Here is a 16,624-nt window from a genome sequence, read left to right as displayed (position 1 = left end):
TGCAATCAACCGTGGGAGCGGGCTTGCTGGCGAAGGGACATCAGCCTCAATAAAGAATCAGGCCTCAGGCCAGAACGCCCGAATCCCCGCCACACCCTGAGCCCCGGCATTCCACGCTTTTTCACGCTCCGCCGGTCCGACTCCGCCCAGCAGAAACACCGGCTTGCTGAAACTTTCGATCAGCGTCGACGCCTGCTCCCAGCCCAACGGCTGCGCATCCGGGTGAGTCAGGGTCGGTTGCACCGGCGACAGGGTGACGAAATCCACACCCATCTGCTCGGCCAGTGCCAGTTCTTCCGCGTTGTGGCAGGACGCCGCCAACCAGCGCTCCGCCGGCAGCGGACGCCCCGCAGCCGCATACTTGCGCAACTGTGCCGAGGTGATGTGCCAGCCGGCGGCCGGGAAATCGCCCAGCCACTCGAACGGGCCCTTGATCATCAACTGCGCCTTGCCGGCGCACAGGCCGACCGCATCCACCGCCAGATCGCGGTACTTCGGGTCATAACCATTGGGCGCACGCAGCTGGATCAGCTTGATACCGCCGGCAATCGCCTTCTGGATACCGCGCAGCAAGGCCGGGGTTTCCAGGTCTTCCGGGGTGATCAGGTATTCAGCGGGCAGACGCGCAGCCGCGACGATCGGCTGGTTGGCCGCCGGGAATTCGTAATCCGTCAGCGCTCTGGCGGAAACCCAGGCCAAAGGCTGGCCTTCGACACCATGAGGTTCGCCGGTGAAGCTCGACACTTCCCAGACATCCAGCAACACCTGCTTGTCCGGGTAGTCATGACGCACCTTGATCAGCGGCCGAGCGGCACCAACGACAATGCCCAACTCTTCTTGCAGCTCGCGGGCCAGCGCGGTTTGCACCGACTCGTCGGCTTCGACCTTGCCACCGGGAAACTCCCACAGGCCACCCTGATGCTGGGTATCGGCACGCCGGGCGATCAGAATCTTGCCGCTGCCATCACGAATGACGGCGGCGGCGACGTGTACACGTTTCACGACTGCAATTCCTCCAGTCCGGCCTTTTGCCAGGCCTTGAAGGCTGGCCATTGGTAGACGGTTTCAACATAGGCTTGATCGTCGGCCGGCAGCTTGACCTGATAGGTGCGCAGACGCACGGCAATCGGGGCGAAGAACGCATCGGCCAGCGACACCCGACCAAACAGGTAAGGCCCCGGTTCGGTCGCGACAGCACGGCATTCGGCCCACAGCGCGAGCATGCGCTCGACATCGACCTTCACTTCCGGCGGCACCGGATTGAGCGGTGCGTCGTGGCTCAGGTTGAACGGCATGTGGTTGCGCATGGCGAAAAAGCCGCTGTGCATCTGCGCGCAGGCGGATCGCGCCTGGGCTCGGGCGAAGATATCGGTCGGCCAGAGTTGCTCGGAAGGAAACTGTTCGGCCAGGTATTCGGCAATCGCCAGCGAATCGGCAATGGTGCCGCGGGCGGTTTTCAGCAGCGGCACCTTGGCGGTCGGCGAATGGGTAAGCAACCGCTCGCGGGTGTCGGGCTTGCCGAGTTTGACCAGTTCTTCGGTGTAGGGCGCGCCGGTCAGTTCAAGCGCCAGTGCCGCGCGCAGGGACCAGGAGGAAAGCAGTTTGTCGCCGATGATCAGGTGAAGGCTCATGTTCGGGTCCTTTCATGGGACAGAAGAAAAGGAGGTCCGCAGACCTCCTTCTTCGGCAGGGATCAGGTGCGGTATTCGGCGTTGATCTTCACGTACTCGTGGGACAGGTCGGTGGTCCAGATGGTTTCGCTGCAATCGCCGCGCCCCAGTTCGATACGGATGGTGATTTCTTCCTGTTGCATCACCGCCGAGCCCTGGGCTTCGGTGTAAGTCGCGGCGCGGGCGCCACGGCTGGCGATGCACACCTCGCCAAGGAATACGTCGATCTTGCTCACATCCAGATCCGGCACGCCGGCCCGACCAACGGCAGCGAGGATTCGGCCCCAGTTCGGGTCGGACGCAAACAGTGCCGTCTTGATCAGCGGCGAGTGGGCCACGGTGTAGCCGACGTCCAGGCATTCCTGGTGATTGCCGCCGCCGTTGACTTCAACGGTCACGAACTTGGTCGCGCCTTCGCCGTCACGCACGATGGCCTGGGCCACGTCCATGCACACCTCGAACACGGCCTGTTTCAGCTTGGTGAACAGCTCGCCTTCGGCACGGGTGATTTCCGGCAGCGCAGCCTTGCCGGTGGCGATCAGCATGCAGCAATCGTTGGTCGAGGTGTCGCCGTCGATGGTGATGCGGTTGAACGACTTGTTGGCGCCGTCCAGGATCAGGTTGTGCAGCACGTCGCGGGAGACTTTGGCGTCGGTGGCGATGTAACCGAGCATGGTCGCCATGTTCGGACGGATCATGCCCGCGCCCTTGCTGATGCCGGTGACGGTGATGGTCACGCCGTCATGCTGGAACTGGCGGCTGGCGCCTTTTGGCAGCGTGTCGGTGGTCATGATGCCGGTGGCGGCGGCTTCCCAGTTGTTTTCCGACAGGTCGTCCAGCGCGGCCTGCAGGGCGCCTTCGATCTTCTCGACCGGCAGCGGCTCGCCGATCACGCCAGTGGAATACGGCAGGATCTGGCTGGCATCCACGCCGGTCAATTCAGCCAGTTTGGCGGTGGTGCGCTCGGCAGCAGCCAGGCCCGGTTCGCCGGTGCCGGCGTTGGCATTGCCGGTGTTGGTCAACAGGTAGCGCACAGCGTTCTGCACGCGTTTCTTGGCCAGGATCACCGGCGCTGCACAGAAAGCGTTCAACGTAAACACGCCCGCCACGGTGGAACCTTCGGCGCAACGCATCACGACGACATCCTTGCGCCCCGGGCGCTTGATGCCGGCCGAAGCGATACCGAGTTCAAAACCGGCAACCGGGTGCAACGTTGGCAAAGGACCAAGACCAACAGCCATGAATGCGCTCCTTACTCAATGATGTCAGCACCGCCAAGCGTAGTGACGGTGGTGTAAATGGCAAAACGCCGCGACGGCTGGTGCCGGTCGCGGCGCGGGTATTTCAGCGATTGAAACGGGTTTTACTGGATCTGCCCGTGGCAATGCTTGAATTTCTTGCCCGAACCGCAGTAGCACAGTTCGTTGCGGCCCAGCTTCTGCTCGTTGCGCACCGGGGCGGTGGCGAGGGCCACATCGACCTCTTCACCGACCAGTGCTTCCGGTTGATCCAGACCTGGCGCTTCAGCGTGTTCGAACTGCATGCGGGCGGCCAGTGCTTCGGCTTCCTGACGCAGGCGTTGCTCTTCCTCGGCCGGATCTTCGCGGCGAACCTGAACGTGCGACAGCACACGGATCGAGTCGCGCTTGATCGAATCCAGCAGCTCGGAGAACAGCGTGAAGGACTCGCGCTTGTATTCCTGTTTGGGGTTTTTCTGCGCATAACCACGCAGGTGGATACCGTGACGCAGGTGATCCATGGTCGACAGGTGGTCTTTCCACAGGTCGTCCAGAACGCGCAGCACGATCTGCTTCTCGAACGAGCGCAGGGCTTCGGCGCCAGCCTGGTCTTCTTTTTCGTTGTACGCGGCGATCAGCTCGTTCATCAGCTTTTCGCGCAGGGTTTCTTCGTACAGGTGATCGTCTTCGTCGAGCCATTGCTGGATCGGCAGTTTCACGCCGAAGTCGCTGGCGATCGACGCTTCCAGACCGGCCACGTCCCACTGCTCTGGCAGCGATTGCGGCGGAATGTGCGCGCTGACGGTGGCGTTCAGCACGTCCTGGCGGAAGTCAGCGATGGTTTCGCCGATGTTGTCCGCAGCCAGCAACGTGTTACGCATGTGATAGATCACTTTACGCTGTTCGTTGTTGACGTCGTCGAACTCGAGCAGTTGCTTGCGAATGTCGAAGTTGCGGCCTTCAACCTTGCGCTGTGCCTTCTCGATGGCGTTGGTCACCATGCGGTGTTCGATCGCTTCGCCAGGCTGCATGCCCAGGGCTTTCATGAAGTTCTTCACCCGGTCGGAGGCGAAGATACGCATCAGGCTGTCTTCCAGCGACAGGTAGAAGCGGCTGGAACCGGCGTCACCCTGACGGCCGGCACGGCCACGCAGCTGGTTGTCGATACGACGGGATTCGTGACGCTCGGAAGCGATCACCTGCAGACCGCCGGACTCCAGCACTTGCTGGTGACGCTTCTGCCAGTCGGCCTTGATCTGGGCGATCTGTTCAGGGGTCGGGTTTTCCAGCGACGCGACTTCAACTTCCCAGTTGCCGCCCAACAGGATGTCGGTACCACGACCGGCCATGTTGGTAGCGATGGTCAGTGCGCCCGGACGACCGGCCTGCGCGATGATTTCAGCTTCTTTTTCGTGGAACTTGGCGTTCAGAACCTTGTGTTCGATGCCTTCCTTCACGAGCAATGCGGACATGTGCTCGGAGGTTTCGATGGTCGCAGTACCCACCAGCACCGGACGACCGGCAGCCATGCTTTCCTTGATGTCGTTGACGATCGCCGCATATTTCTCTTCGGCGGTCAGGAACACCAGGTCGTTGTAGTCCTTACGGGCCAACGGTTTGTTCGGCGGAATGACCATAACGTCCAGACCATAGATCTGGTGGAATTCGAATGCTTCGGTATCAGCGGTACCGGTCATGCCGGACAGCTTGGTGTATAGACGGAAGTAGTTCTGGAACGTGGTCGATGCCAGAGTCTGGCTTTCGGCCTGGATATTCAGGTTTTCCTTGGCTTCGATGGCCTGGTGCAAGCCTTCGGACAGACGACGACCCGGCATGGTGCGACCGGTGTGCTCGTCGACCAGCACGACCTGGCCGTCTTGCACGATGTATTCGACATTGCGGTTGAACAGCTTGTGCGCACGCAGGCCGGCGTAAACGTGAGTCAGCAGACCCAGATTATGCGCCGAGTACAGGCTCTCGCCTTCAGCCAGCAGGCCAACACTGGCGAGTTGCTCTTCGATGAACTGGTGACCGGCTTCGTTGAGTTCGACCTGACGGGTCTTCTCGTCGACGGTGAAATGGCCTTCCTGGGTGACTTCGCCTTCGACTTCTTCGACGTGCAGCTTGAGTTTCGGGATCAGCTTGTTGATCTCGATGTACAGCTTGGAGCTGTCCTCGGCCTGACCGGAAATGATCAGCGGGGTACGCGCTTCGTCAATGAGGATGGAGTCGACTTCGTCGATCACGGCAAAGTTGAGTTCGCGCTGGAATTTCTCTTCCATGCTGAACGCCATGTTGTCGCGCAGGTAGTCGAACCCGAATTCGTTGTTGGTGCCGTAGGTGATGTCGGCGGCGTAGGCGGCGCGCTTCTCTTCCGGCGGCTGGAACGGCGTCACGATGCCGACGCTCAGACCGAGGAATTCATACAGCGGACGCATCCAGTTGGCGTCGCGGCGGGCCAGGTAATCGTTCACGGTCACAACGTGCACGCCCTTGCCGGACAGCGCGTTGAGGTAAACGCCCAGAGTACCCACCAGCGTCTTGCCCTCACCGGTGCGCATTTCGGCGATCTTGCCTTCGTGCAGGGTCATGCCACCGATCAGCTGGACGTCAAAGTGGCGCATGCCCATGACACGCTTGCCGGCTTCACGGGCGACCGCGAAGGCTTCGGGCAACAGCTTGTCGAGGGTCTCCCCCTTGGCAATGCGGTCCTTGAACTCTGCGGTCTTGGCGCGCAGTTGATCGTCCGAGAGGGCGACCATCTTCTCTTCGAAGGCATTGACGAGCTGCACCGTCTTGAGCATGCGTTTGATTTCACGCTCGTTCTTGCTTCCAAAAAGTTTCTTTAACAAAGGCGCAAACATATCGGCAGGATCTTCCACACTAAAGGGATGGAGGGCGGCCCCGTGAGTCGCCCGTGCAGCCCTCATGGCCGCATGCGAACGAGCATTCTACCCGGAAACGGTGGTGAGGAAAGTGGGGATATTCCACGATGCTGGCACTGCGCTTTGACGGGGCTCACTTAAAATAGGGGCGTTTTGCTCAACTTCAAGCCGTACAGCGAAGAAGTTAGTCGTTGATTTAATGGGCAAAGCAGGGACAAAAGCAATGGGCGAGTGAAATGGGTGCCATCTGCTACCATGGCGCCTCTGTCACTTCAGGTCCTAGATCATGGCATTTCGCCCTCTCACAGCCAGAGCGCCCGCCGTTCTGCTACGCGAAGCCAGGCCGTTGAAAGCCATCCTCGGTCATGCCCAGCGTCTGGCCCATCTGCAACGTCTGCTCGAAAGCCAGCTGCAACCTGCCGCCCGCGCGCACTGCCACGTGGCCAAGTGGCGCGAAGGCGAGCTGCTGCTGATCGTCACCGACGGCCATTGGGCTACGCGCCTGCGCTATCAGCAGAAACGCCTGCAACGGCAACTGCAGATGTTCGATGAGTTCGCCAATCTGACACGGATCAAATTCGCCGTGCGGCCACCGACCCTCCAGCGCGAGGCGAACGGGCCGACGATCGACCTGTCGACGGATGCGGCGGCGACCATCCAGGCTACCGCCGACGGGATCAGCGATCCGAATCTGCGAGCGGCACTGGAACGACTGGCCGCCCACGCCAAACCTAAACCCTGAGCCTTGGTTGATTAGCGGCGTTTGCTGCCCCCGAGCAATGACCCCATCAGACCGCGCACCAACTGTTTACCCAGCGAATTCGCCGCCTGGCGCATCGCAGACTTGAGCGCCTGCCCCGCCGCCGTCCCGAGGAACTCTCCGGCCTTGTCCGCCAGGCTCGGCTCCTCAATCGCCGGTTTGCTCGGCGCCGCTTCCGCCTCCGGTCCCAGCCCCTTGCGGCCCATCAGAATTTCATAGGCCGACTCCCGGTCGATCGGCTTGTCATAACGCCCCTTGAACGGCGAACCGGCAATCAACACCGTACGTTCGGTCTCGGTCAACGGCCCGATTCGTGATTGCGGCGGTGCCACCAGCACCCGCTGCACCATTTCCGGCGTGCCCTTCTCTTGCAGCGTGCCGACCAAAGCCTCGCCGATCCCGAGTTCGGTGAGCACCGATAACGTGTCGAACGCCGGATTCGGCCGGAAGCCATCCGCTACCGCCCGCAGGGATTTCTGTTCCTTGGCGGTGAACGCGCGCAGGCCGTGCTGGATCCGCAGCCCCAGTTGCGCCAGCACGTCGTCCGGCAGATCGCCCGGCGACTGGGTGACGAAATACACGCCCACGCCTTTGGAACGGATCAGCCGCACCACTTGCTCCAAGCGCTCTTGCAAAGCCTTGGGCGTGTCGCCAAACAACAAATGCGCCTCATCGAAAAACAATGCCAGCAACGGTTTATCGGCATCGCCGCGTTCCGGTAATTGCTCGAACAGCTCGGCCAGCAGCCACAGCAGGAAGGTCGCGTAGACCTTCGGCGCTTCATGCACCAGACGACTGGCGTCGAGCAAATGGATGCGCCCGCGACCGTCAGCGGTCGGCTGCAGAATGTCCTCCAGTTGCAGCGCCGGCTCGCCGAACAACGCCTCGGCGCCCTGCTGCTCCAGCGTGGCCAGACGCCGCAACAGCGCCTGGCTGGAGCCGGTGGTGAACAGCGCCGCGTCTTCGCCCAGCAGCTGCGGATTGTCCTTGAGGTGATTGAGCAGCGCTTTCAGGTCTTTAAGATCCAGCAGCAACAGGCCTTCGCGATCCGCCACCTTGAACGCTGCATACAGTGCCGACTGCTGGCTGTCGGTCAGCTCCAGCAGGGCGCCGATCAGCAGCGGGCCCATTTCGCTCAGCGTGGTGCGCAACGGATGACCGGACTGACCGTGAATGTCCCACAAGGTCACGGGATACGCCTGAGGCTTGTGATTGAGCCACGGCATGCCGGCGATGCGCTCGGCTATCTTGCCCTGGGGATTGCCGGCAGCACCGAGGCCGCACAGGTCGCCCTTGACGTCGGCGGCGAACACCGCGACGCCGGCGTCGCTGAACGCCTCGGCCAGACGCTGCAAGGTGACGGTCTTGCCGGTACCGGTGGCCCCGGCCACCAGCCCGTGACGGTTGGCCAGGCGCATGGCCTGGGCGATCGGTTGCCCGGCGAGGTCGGCGCCGATTACGAGTTGCAAGGAGTCAGGCATTTGGTCACCCAATGGTTAATCTTTGTCGAGCATGGCCGATAGCTAAAGGTGACAGATGCGACTGACATCCGCATCGGAGATTTCCCTAAGGAGAAGCGGAAATACCTGCTTGTACTCATCAAGCCCACCTAGCGAGCATCTATAGAAGCACGCCCTGAATAATAAGACCTTAGCGGAACCCCAAGCCATGAACAAAAATCTGCGTTTCAGCCATAAAATTTTGCTTGCCGCCGCCCTCATCGTCATTGCCGCCTTCGCCTCGTTCACGCTGTACAACGACTGGTTGCAACGCAATGCGATCCGCGAGGACCTGGACAATTACCTCAACGAGATGGGCGAGGTCACAGCCGACAACATTCAGACCTGGCTCAGCGGGCGCATCCTGCTGATCGAGAACGCGGCACAGAACATTGCGATCAACCCCGAGCCTGCCGCCGTCGCCAGCCTGCTGGAACAGAAAGCCCTGACGTCGACCTTCATGGCGTCCTACCTCGGCGACGCCACCGGGCACTTCACCATCCGCCCGGATGCGAAGATGCCGGACGGTTTCGATCCGCGCGTTCGCCCTTGGTATAAAGGTGCGGAAAGCAGCAGCACCTCGACCCTGACCGAACCGTACATCGACGCCGCCACCGGCCAGACCATCATTTCCATCGCCACCGCCGCGAAAAAGGCCGGCCAGAGCGTGGGCGTGGTGGGCGGCGATCTGAGCCTGCAAACCCTGATCAACACCCTCAGCGCCCGGGACTTCTCCGGCATGGGCTACGCGTTCCTGGTCAGCGCCGACGGCAAGATCCTGGTGCACCCGGACAAGGCCCTGGTGATGAAGTCCTTGAAGGAAGCCTATCCGCAGGACACCCCGCGCATCAGCAGCGACTTCACTGAAGTCACCGTCGACGGCAAGACCCGCATCGTCAACTTCACCCCGATCAAAGGCCTGCCGTCGGTGAACTGGTACATCGGCCTGTCGGTGGACAAAGACAAAGCCTTCTCGATGCTCAGCGAATTCCGCACCTCGGCGGTGATCGCCACCGTGATTGCGGTGGCGATCATCATCGCCCTGCTCGGAATGCTGATCCGCATTCTGATCCAGCCGCTGCATGTCATGACCCGCGCCATGGAAGACATCGCCGACGGCGAAGGCGACCTGACCAAGCGCCTGACCATCCAGAACCAGGACGAATTCGGCGTGCTCGGCACGGCGTTCAACCGTTTCGTCGAACGTATCCACGGCTCGATCCGCGAAGTGTCGTCGGCCACCGGCCAGGTCAACGAAGTCGCCCTGCGGGTAGTCGCCGCCTCGAACTCGTCGATGTACAACTCCGACCAGCAAGCCTCGCGTACCAACAGCGTGGCTGCGGCGATCAACCAGCTCGGTGCCGCCGCCCAGGAAATCGCCCGCAACGCCGCACAAGCCTCGACCCAGGCCAGCGACGCCCGTGGCCTGGCTGAAGACGGCCAGCAAGTGGTGGAGCGCAGCATCAAGGCGATGAATCAACTGTCGAGCATGCTCAGCGCATCCAGCAGCAATATCGAATCGCTGAACAGCAAGACCGTGAACATCGGCCAGATCCTGGAAGTGATCACCAGCATTTCCCAGCAGACCAACCTGCTGGCGCTCAACGCGGCCATCGAAGCAGCGCGTGCCGGGGAAGCCGGTCGCGGATTTGCGGTGGTGGCGGACGAGGTGCGCAATCTCGCCCACCGCACCCAGGAATCGGCGCAACAGGTACAGACCATGATCGAGGAGCTGCAAGTCGGCGCCCGCGAATCCGTCAGCACCATGAGCGACAGCCAGCGACACAGCCAGGACAGCGTGGACATCGCCAACCTCGCGGGCGAGCGCCTGAACAGCGTGACCCAGCGCATTGGTGAAATCGACGGGATGAACCAGTCGGTGGCGACCGCGACCGAGGAACAGACTGCCGTGGTCGAGTCGATCAACGTGGATATCACCGAGATCAATACGCTGAACCAGGAAGGTGTCGAGAACTTGCAGGCGACGTTGCGTGCCTGCTCGGATCTGGAGCAGCAGGCTTCGAGACTGAAGCAGTTGGTGGGTAGTTTCCGGATCTAAGATCAAGATCAAAAGCCTACCCCCTCACCCCCAACCCTCTCCCCCAAGGGGGCGAGGGGGAAAGGGAGCAGATCTTCAGGGTTTTCAGGTCCTGAGCTCGGCGCGAAACTTTCAGGTCGATGTATCACGACCAAACACCTCGGTCAGTCCCCTCTCCCCCTGGGAGAGGGTTAGGGTGAGGGCCTGACGCCCTCAACCCCAGCACAAATCCCCCTGCCGCCCCCCCCACCGCGAAACCCCGACCGAACATCTATTCTTGATAAAGGTCAACCAAGGGAGATCACTGCGGAGGGACGTTCACCGTGCATATCGCTGACATCACCATGTTCTACGCCCCGGCCAGCGGCGGCGTGCGCACCTATCTGGATGCCAAGCACCGTCGGCTGGGGGTCAAGCCCGGCATCCGCCACAGCCTGCTGATCCCCGGGGCGGATTTTGGTGAGTCTGACGGCGTTTATACGGTTCCCGCCCCTGCCCTGCCCTTCGGCAAGGGCTATCGTTTCCCCCTGCGCCTGGCCCCTTGGCGAAACGTCCTGCAGGATCTGCAACCCGATCTGATCGAAGTCGGCGACCCGTACCTCACCGCCTGGGCCGCGCTCGATGCACGGCGACAACTGGATGTGCCGGTGATCGGTTTCTACCACTCGGACCTGCCGCTGCTGGTGGGCAACCGCATGGGCCATTGGGTCACGCCAAATGTCGATGCGTATGTGCGCAAGTTGTACGGCAATTTCGACCGGGTGCTGGCACCCAGCCAGGTCATGGCCGACAAGCTCAGCAGGCTTGGGGTACGCAACGTATATGTGCAGCCACTGGGCGTTGACCTTCAGACCTTCCACCCGGATGCCCGCGACGCTGGATTACGCGCCGAGCTGGGGATCGCCGAGGACACGCGCCTGCTGATCTTTGCCGGTCGCGGTTCCAAGGAGAAAAACCTGCCGGTGCTGCTCGATTGCATGAAACGCCTGGGGCCGCGTTATCACTTGTTGCTGGTCGGCTCGTCGATGCCGGCGTCCGTCCCGGACAACGTCAGCGTGATCGACCGGTTCTGCCCTGCCGTACAGGTCGCGCGGTTGATGGCCAGTGCCGACGCGCTGATCCATGCCGGCGATCAGGAAACCTTCGGCCTGGTGATCCTGGAGGCCATGGCTTGTGGCATTCCGGTGGTGGCGGTGGCGGCCGGGGCGTTCGAAGAAATCGTCAGCGAATCCTGCGGCCTGCTCTGCGCGCCGAACAATGCGCAAGCCATGGCCAATGCCGTGCGCGAACTGTTCAGTCGCGGGACTGACGTAATCGGTCGACAGGCACGCCAACATGTCGAACGGCATTACGCCTGGGACACGGTGGTCGACAGCCTGCTGAGCCATTACCACGCGGTTCTTGGCGATTCGGTTCCTCGGGTGGCCAATGGCTGAATCTCACGAGCGCCCGGCGGTAATGCTGGTGCTGCATGACGTGGCACCCTCCACGTGGGCCGATTATCGAGAGTTTGTCGAAGCCGTTGACCGGTTGGGCAATGTCCCGATGACGTGGCTGGTGGTCCCGGACTTCCATCGCCACGATGCCCTTGAGGCCCACCCGGAGTTCTGTCGCATGCTCGACGAGCGTGTCGCCCGCGGCGATGAACTGGCGCTGCACGGCCACTTTCATGAGGACACCGAGCCCGGCCCGCGTACTGCTCGCGACTGGTTCATGCGCCGGGTCTACACCCATGAAGGCGAGTTCTATCAGTTGTCCCGTGAAGCCGCCCTCGCCCGCCTGCGCCCGGGCATCGATCTGTTTCGACGCCACGGCTGGCCACTCCACGGTTTCGTGGCCCCGGCCTGGTTGATGAGCGCCGGCACCCGTCAGGCACTGCGCGAATTGCCGCTGCGCTACACCAGCGATCCGCAGCATCTTTATCACTTGCCGGATTTCGCGGCGGTCGAGGCCCCCGGACTGGTATGGAGCGCGCGCAGTGCCTGGCGTCGCGGGGTGTCGAAGATCGTCAGCGAACAGCGAGAGCAGCGCTGGCGTCAGGCGCCGGTGATTCGTCTAGGCTTGCACCCGGTGGACATGCGTCACCGCTTTTCCCGGGATTACTGGTGGCGCACCCTTGAACGACTGCTGGCGGACGGACGCGTGCCCATGACCAAAATCGACTGGCTGACACGCCAGCGCACTCAAGCCGAGCGTGCCGCTTGAGTCGCGGCATTCTGCTGCTGATCGGCCTGCTGGTGGCCGTGGCGGTTCCTGTCCTGCTCGGCGGCGGCGAGACCTGGGAGCGCCTGCAGGCTTTCCCGCTGAATTGGCTGTTGATCATGTTCGCCATGGTGCTGCTGTGCTGGGGCATCAACACCCTGCGCCTGCGGCTGCTGCTCGGCGATCAGCGAGACCGGGTCACGCCCGTGAAAAGCCTCGGGGTGGTGATGGCGGCCGAATTCGCCTGGTGCGCCACGCCCGGCGGCAGCGGAGGGCCGTTGACGATCATGGCGCTACTGGCGCGCAGCGGCGTGCGCCCGGCCCGGGGCAGCGCCGTGTTTGCGATGGATCAGTTGAGCGATCTGCTGTTTTTTCTCTGCGCCCTGAGCGGAATTCTGATCTACGCGCTGTTCCAGCATCTGAGCGATCGTATGGAATGGCTGCTGATTGTCAGCGCCGTGTCATTGTCCGGGGGCTTGCTGAGCTGCATATTGGTCGCGCGCTATCACCGCCGTTTGATCCGCTTGAGCGGACGACTGCTGGCCGGGATGAACATCGAACCGCGAACTCGACGGCGCTGGGCGCGGCAGTTACTGCACTTTCTGGCAGCTTTCACCGATGCGCTGAAGTTGCCCTGGGCGACATTGATCAAGGTGTTCGTCCTGACCTGCGTGCATTGGTCGCTGCGATACAGCGTGCTGTATCTGGCGTTGCGCGGGCTGGGGACGGATGTGCAGTGGGCCTGGACCTTTCTGATCCAGATGCTTTCGCTGGGAGCGGGGCAATTCAGCCTGTTGCCGGGCGGTGCCGGTGCAGCGGAATTGACCTCGGCGGCGCTGCTGGCGCCGATGGTCGGCAAGTCCACCGCGGCGGCGGCGATCCTGATCTGGCGGGTGGTGACGTATTACTTCTATCTGCTGGTGGGTGGCCCGGTGTTTCTATTGATGCTGGGCCGGCCGTTGCTGAAAAAGCTGCTGAGCGTCAGACAGGCTTCTTGAGGTCATCCTCTTCGTCCTTGAGCTGTTCCCACAGTTCGGCAGCACCGGGAAACTCCGTGCCGTCCTCCGGGCTCAGGTCATCCGGGTCATAACGACTCAGGCAGCCTTCGCCCAGGGTGGCGGGTGCCTTGGAAGTGGCTTTGTCCAGTGGATCGCTCATCGGTCATTCCTCACGGTACATGGATCGCTCCCACGCTCTGCGTGGGAGCGAACCTGAATCAGAACACCACGGTCTTGTTGCCGTGCACCAGCACGCGGTCTTCCAGGTGATAACGCAGGCCACGGGCCAGCACCATCTTCTCGACGTCACGGCCGAAACGCACCATGTCTTCGATACTGTCGCTGTGGCTGACACGCACCACGTCCTGCTCGATGATCGGGCCGGCATCCAGCTCTTCGGTCACGTAGTGGCAGGTCGCACCGATCAGCTTCACGCCGCGCATCGAAGCCTGATGGTACGGCTTGGCACCGACGAACGACGGCAGGAAGCTGTGGTGAATGTTGATGACCTTGTGCGCGTATTCTCGGCACATGTCCGGCGGCAGGATCTGCATGTAGCGCGCCAGCACCACCACTTCGGCGTCGTGCTGCTTGACCAGACGCGACACTTCATCGAAGGCCGGTTGCTTGTCCTGCGGATTGACCGGCACGTGGTAATAAGGAATGCCATGCCACTCGACCATGCTGCGCAGGTCGTCGTGGTTGGAAATCACGCAGGAGATCTCGCAATCCAGCTCGTCGCTGTGCCAGCGGTGCAGCAGATCAGCCAGGCAGTGGGATTCGCGGCTGGCCATCAGCACCACGCGTTTTTTCTGCTCGGTGTCGGTGATGCGCCAGTCCATCGAGAACTCTTCGGCGATCGGTGCAAACTTCTCGCGCAACACCTCGATACCGAAAGGCAGGGAATCGGCACGGATTTCGTGACGCATGAAGAACCAGCCGACCTGGTTATCCGAGTGGTGGCTCGCTTCAGTGATCCAGCCATTGTGGGCCGCCAGAAAGTTACTGACTTTGGCAACGATGCCAACGCGGTCCGGGCAAGAAATCACCAACCGAAAAGTGCGCATGAGGGGGAAACTCCAGAACTTCGCAAAGGCGGCCATTCTAGCGACTGCGCGGGAAAACTGCAGTATTGATGACCCACGGAGCCTCACCGCAGCCCGTCGCAGCTTTTTTGACGCGCGTAAACGCCAGAATGATGGCGTTGCAATAGCCATGCTTGAACAGAGCTGTGTGAATATCTGTGAAGACTCCATCACAATATTTAACTGAACATTCAATTCAGGGCTTTTCAACGTAACTAATTCAAATAAAAACCCCGGTTAAATGTTTACTTGATGAAACAGCCTGACTATTATTGCCGCACTGTCCCCTGCCATCGCGCACTCCCACATAAGGTAGTAATCATGTCCTTGATCAACGAATATCGTGCCACCGAAGAAGCTATCAAAGAGCTGCAAGCCCGTTTGAAGAACCTGTCGCAAGACGACAAACTGCAAGCCGAGCTGGAATTCGAAGGCAAACTGCGCACACTGATGGGCGAATATTCCAAATCCCTGCGCGACATCATCGCGCTGCTGGATCCAGAGTCCAAAACCAAGGCTCCACGTGGCGGCGCAGCCAAAACTACCGGCACCAAGCGTGCTCGCAAAGTTAAGCAATACAAGAACCCGCACAACGGCGAAGTCATCGAAACCAAAGGTGGCAACCACAAAACTCTGAAAGAGTGGAAAGCCAAGTGGGGCGGTGACGTGGTTGAAGGCTGGGCTACCCTGCTGGGCTAAGCCGCAACCCTTGTCGCAGAGCGCTTCTGTGATACAAAAAACGCCAGCGAACGCTGGCGTTTTTTTATGCCCGACATTCAAGCGCCGGACATGTTCGATTTCAAAGATTCAAACGTTTGCGCAATGCCTGGACATAGTTCTGCCATTCAACCAGCACCTCGGCCTGCATCGGCGCAGCATTAACCCGCCATTGCTCCATGGCCTCGGCAAAAGATTGCAAGGTATTAGGCGCCCCCCACTCCGGCTCGGACAGGCGTTGCCGACAAAAGATTTTCCAGCGCTCTTGCTCTTCGAAATTCAACGTATCGGGAAAGTTACGTGCTCGATATCGAAACAACAATTCAGGCAAACGTTCGTCATCGAACGGCCATTGCTCTCGCGCCAATTGAGCAGGATCGGTCGCCCTCACTTGCTCACATAAACGACGATCGCGATCACCGATAAATCCGTTGTACAACTGTTGTTCGGGATCTTCACTCGAGGTGAAATCTTCGCTGGCATAAATCGCCGAGACTTTATCTTTCCAAACTTGTTGTGCGTCACTTAGTCGCAAGGCACGTGCCTGATACAACGCCATGTCCAGACCCAGACGCTGTTGATCTTCAGCACGCAGCACCGCCAACGGCGCCACCACCGGGCACTTGTTGATGTGAATGAGTTTGAGCGGCACCGGCAACTCGCCTTCGGCCAGGTCGTCACGCCGGGTATACAGGCGCTGACGCAAAGTTTCGGCATCCAGGTCGAGCAGCCCCTGCGGATCCAGGTGCAGATCACAAACGATCAACGCGTTCTTGTTGCGTGGGTGCCAGGCCAGCGGCAGCACCACGCCGATATAACTGCGCGCGGCCGAGAAGCGGCCGGAAATGTGCACTATCGGCTGCAACAGACGAATCTGGTCCATGACCTTCTGTTTGCTGCGCAACTGGAACAGCCAGTCATACAGCCTCGGCTGCTTCTCGCGGATCAACCGGGCCAGGGCAATCGTGGCGCGAACATCCGACAAGGCTTCGTGAGCATTGCCGTGATCGATGCCATTGGCGGCGGTCAGGCGTTCGAGCTTGAGCGTCACCCGGCCTTCATCATCGGTCGGCCAGACCAGGCCATCGGGGCGCAATGCGTAGGCGGCGCGCACCACATCGATCAAGTCCCAGCGACTGTTGCCGCCCTGCCATTCACGGGCGTAGGGATCGAAAAAGTTGCGGTACAGGCTGTAGCGGGTCATTTCGTCGTCGAAGCGCAGGGTGTTGTACCCCGCGCCGCAAGTGCCGGGAGCCGCGAGTTGGGCGTGGACCCGGGTCATAAAGTCGGCTTCGCTCAAGCCTTGCTCGGCGAGGCGGCTCGGCGTGATCCCGGTGATCGCACACGCCGCCGGGTGCGGCAAGATGTCTTCGCTGGGCTGGCAGTAGAGATTGACCGGCGCATCGATTTCGTTGAGTTCATGGTCGGTGCGGATCCCGGCCACCTGCAACGGGCGGTCGCATCGGGGATTGATGCCGGTGGTTTCGTAGTCGTACCAGAAGATGGAAGTCACGGGCGGTTCCTGAACTGAA

At 61.1% G+C, this 16,624-nt stretch carries 14 protein-coding genes and 1 pseudogene; 7 read left to right on the top strand and 8 right to left on the bottom strand.

Annotated features, from left to right (window positions below):
• Positions 1-57 precede the first annotated feature (57 nt).
• The 4 genes from ACKUG4_RS13350 to secA form a co-directional block, all read right to left on the bottom strand.
• On the bottom strand, positions 58-1,002 hold the full coding sequence (locus tag ACKUG4_RS13350; RefSeq protein WP_445434179.1) for a Nudix family hydrolase: 945 nt from the start codon (positions 1,000-1,002) through the stop codon (positions 58-60).
• A complete protein-coding gene (locus ACKUG4_RS13345; RefSeq protein WP_221397998.1) occupies positions 999-1,631 on the bottom strand; it encodes a glutathione S-transferase family protein in 633 nt (210 codons plus the stop codon). Before ACKUG4_RS13345 ends, ACKUG4_RS13350 begins: the two co-directional genes overlap by 4 nt.
• Positions 1,632-1,693: 62 nt before the next feature.
• Positions 1,694-2,911: a bifunctional glutamate N-acetyltransferase/amino-acid acetyltransferase ArgJ gene (argJ, locus tag ACKUG4_RS13340; RefSeq protein WP_039765981.1), complete on the bottom strand. Its 1,218-nt coding sequence runs from the start codon at positions 2,909-2,911 to the stop codon at positions 1,694-1,696.
• Between the two features lie 122 nt (positions 2,912-3,033).
• On the bottom strand, positions 3,034-5,772 hold the full coding sequence (secA, locus tag ACKUG4_RS13335; RefSeq protein WP_064599018.1) for a preprotein translocase subunit SecA: 2,739 nt from the start codon (positions 5,770-5,772) through the stop codon (positions 3,034-3,036).
• A gap of 307 nt (positions 5,773-6,079) precedes the next feature.
• Between secA and ACKUG4_RS13330 the strand changes: the two genes are divergently transcribed.
• Positions 6,080-6,535: a DUF721 domain-containing protein gene (locus ACKUG4_RS13330; protein ID WP_085610816.1), complete on the top strand. Its 456-nt coding sequence runs from the start codon at positions 6,080-6,082 to the stop codon at positions 6,533-6,535.
• Between the two features lie 11 nt (positions 6,536-6,546).
• On the opposite strand, the gene ACKUG4_RS13325 is transcribed toward ACKUG4_RS13330, so the two are convergent.
• Positions 6,547-8,034 carry a helicase HerA-like domain-containing protein gene (locus ACKUG4_RS13325; protein ID WP_445434178.1) on the bottom strand — a complete coding sequence of 496 codons (1,488 nt, stop codon included), beginning with the start codon at positions 8,032-8,034 and terminating at the stop codon, positions 6,547-6,549.
• Positions 8,035-8,221: 187 nt separating this feature from the next.
• On the opposite strand from ACKUG4_RS13325, the pseudogene ACKUG4_RS13320 reads away from it, so the two are divergent.
• From ACKUG4_RS13320 to gpgF, 5 genes and pseudogenes are all read left to right on the top strand, one after another.
• Positions 8,222-9,253: pseudogene (locus tag ACKUG4_RS13320) on the top strand (HAMP domain-containing protein); the annotation flags it as partial.
• 93 nt (positions 9,254-9,346) lie between these two features.
• Positions 9,347-10,111 (top strand): methyl-accepting chemotaxis protein, encoded by a 765-nt coding sequence (locus ACKUG4_RS13315; protein ID WP_371855245.1) that lies wholly within the window; start codon positions 9,347-9,349, stop codon positions 10,109-10,111.
• A gap of 302 nt (positions 10,112-10,413) precedes the next feature.
• Positions 10,414-11,526 carry an N-acetylglucosaminyl phosphatidylglycerol synthase gene (gene gpgS / locus ACKUG4_RS13310; protein ID WP_445434177.1) on the top strand — a complete coding sequence of 371 codons (1,113 nt, stop codon included), beginning with the start codon at positions 10,414-10,416 and terminating at the stop codon, positions 11,524-11,526.
• On the top strand, positions 11,519-12,295 hold the full coding sequence (gene gpgD, locus ACKUG4_RS13305; RefSeq protein ID WP_445434176.1) for an N-acetylglucosaminyl phosphatidylglycerol deacetylase: 777 nt from the start codon (positions 11,519-11,521) through the stop codon (positions 12,293-12,295). The genes gpgS and gpgD overlap by 8 nt, the downstream gene beginning before the upstream one ends.
• Positions 12,292-13,290 carry a glucosaminyl phosphatidylglycerol flippase gene (gpgF, locus tag ACKUG4_RS13300; RefSeq protein WP_236190296.1) on the top strand — a complete coding sequence of 333 codons (999 nt, stop codon included), beginning with the start codon at positions 12,292-12,294 and terminating at the stop codon, positions 13,288-13,290. Before gpgD ends, gpgF begins: the two co-directional genes overlap by 4 nt.
• Here the strand turns inward: gpgF and ACKUG4_RS13295 are convergent.
• Together ACKUG4_RS13295 and purU are read right to left on the bottom strand one after the other, a co-directional pair.
• Positions 13,274-13,450: a hypothetical protein gene (locus ACKUG4_RS13295; RefSeq protein WP_007951232.1), complete on the bottom strand. Its 177-nt coding sequence runs from the start codon at positions 13,448-13,450 to the stop codon at positions 13,274-13,276. The genes gpgF and ACKUG4_RS13295 overlap by 17 nt on opposite strands.
• A gap of 58 nt (positions 13,451-13,508) precedes the next feature.
• Positions 13,509-14,357: a formyltetrahydrofolate deformylase gene (purU, locus tag ACKUG4_RS13290; protein WP_011335666.1), complete on the bottom strand. Its 849-nt coding sequence runs from the start codon at positions 14,355-14,357 to the stop codon at positions 13,509-13,511.
• 339 nt (positions 14,358-14,696) lie between these two features.
• On the opposite strand from purU, the gene mvaT reads away from it, so the two are divergent.
• Entirely contained in the window at positions 14,697-15,074 is a 378-nt protein-coding gene (gene mvaT, locus ACKUG4_RS13285; RefSeq protein WP_007951234.1) for a histone-like nucleoid-structuring protein MvaT, read from the top strand.
• A gap of 100 nt (positions 15,075-15,174) precedes the next feature.
• Here mvaT and sbcB read toward each other — a convergent pair whose 3' ends face one another.
• Positions 15,175-16,605 carry an exodeoxyribonuclease I gene (gene sbcB / locus ACKUG4_RS13280; protein WP_445434175.1) on the bottom strand — a complete coding sequence of 477 codons (1,431 nt, stop codon included), beginning with the start codon at positions 16,603-16,605 and terminating at the stop codon, positions 15,175-15,177.
• Between the last annotated feature and the right edge of the window lie 19 nt (positions 16,606-16,624).

The organism is Candidatus Pseudomonas auctus (genome assembly GCF_048654275.1).
Classification (GTDB): Bacteria; Pseudomonadota; Gammaproteobacteria; order Pseudomonadales; family Pseudomonadaceae; genus Aquipseudomonas; species Aquipseudomonas pharyngis.
This window is presented reverse-complemented; position numbering and strand designations above follow the sequence as displayed.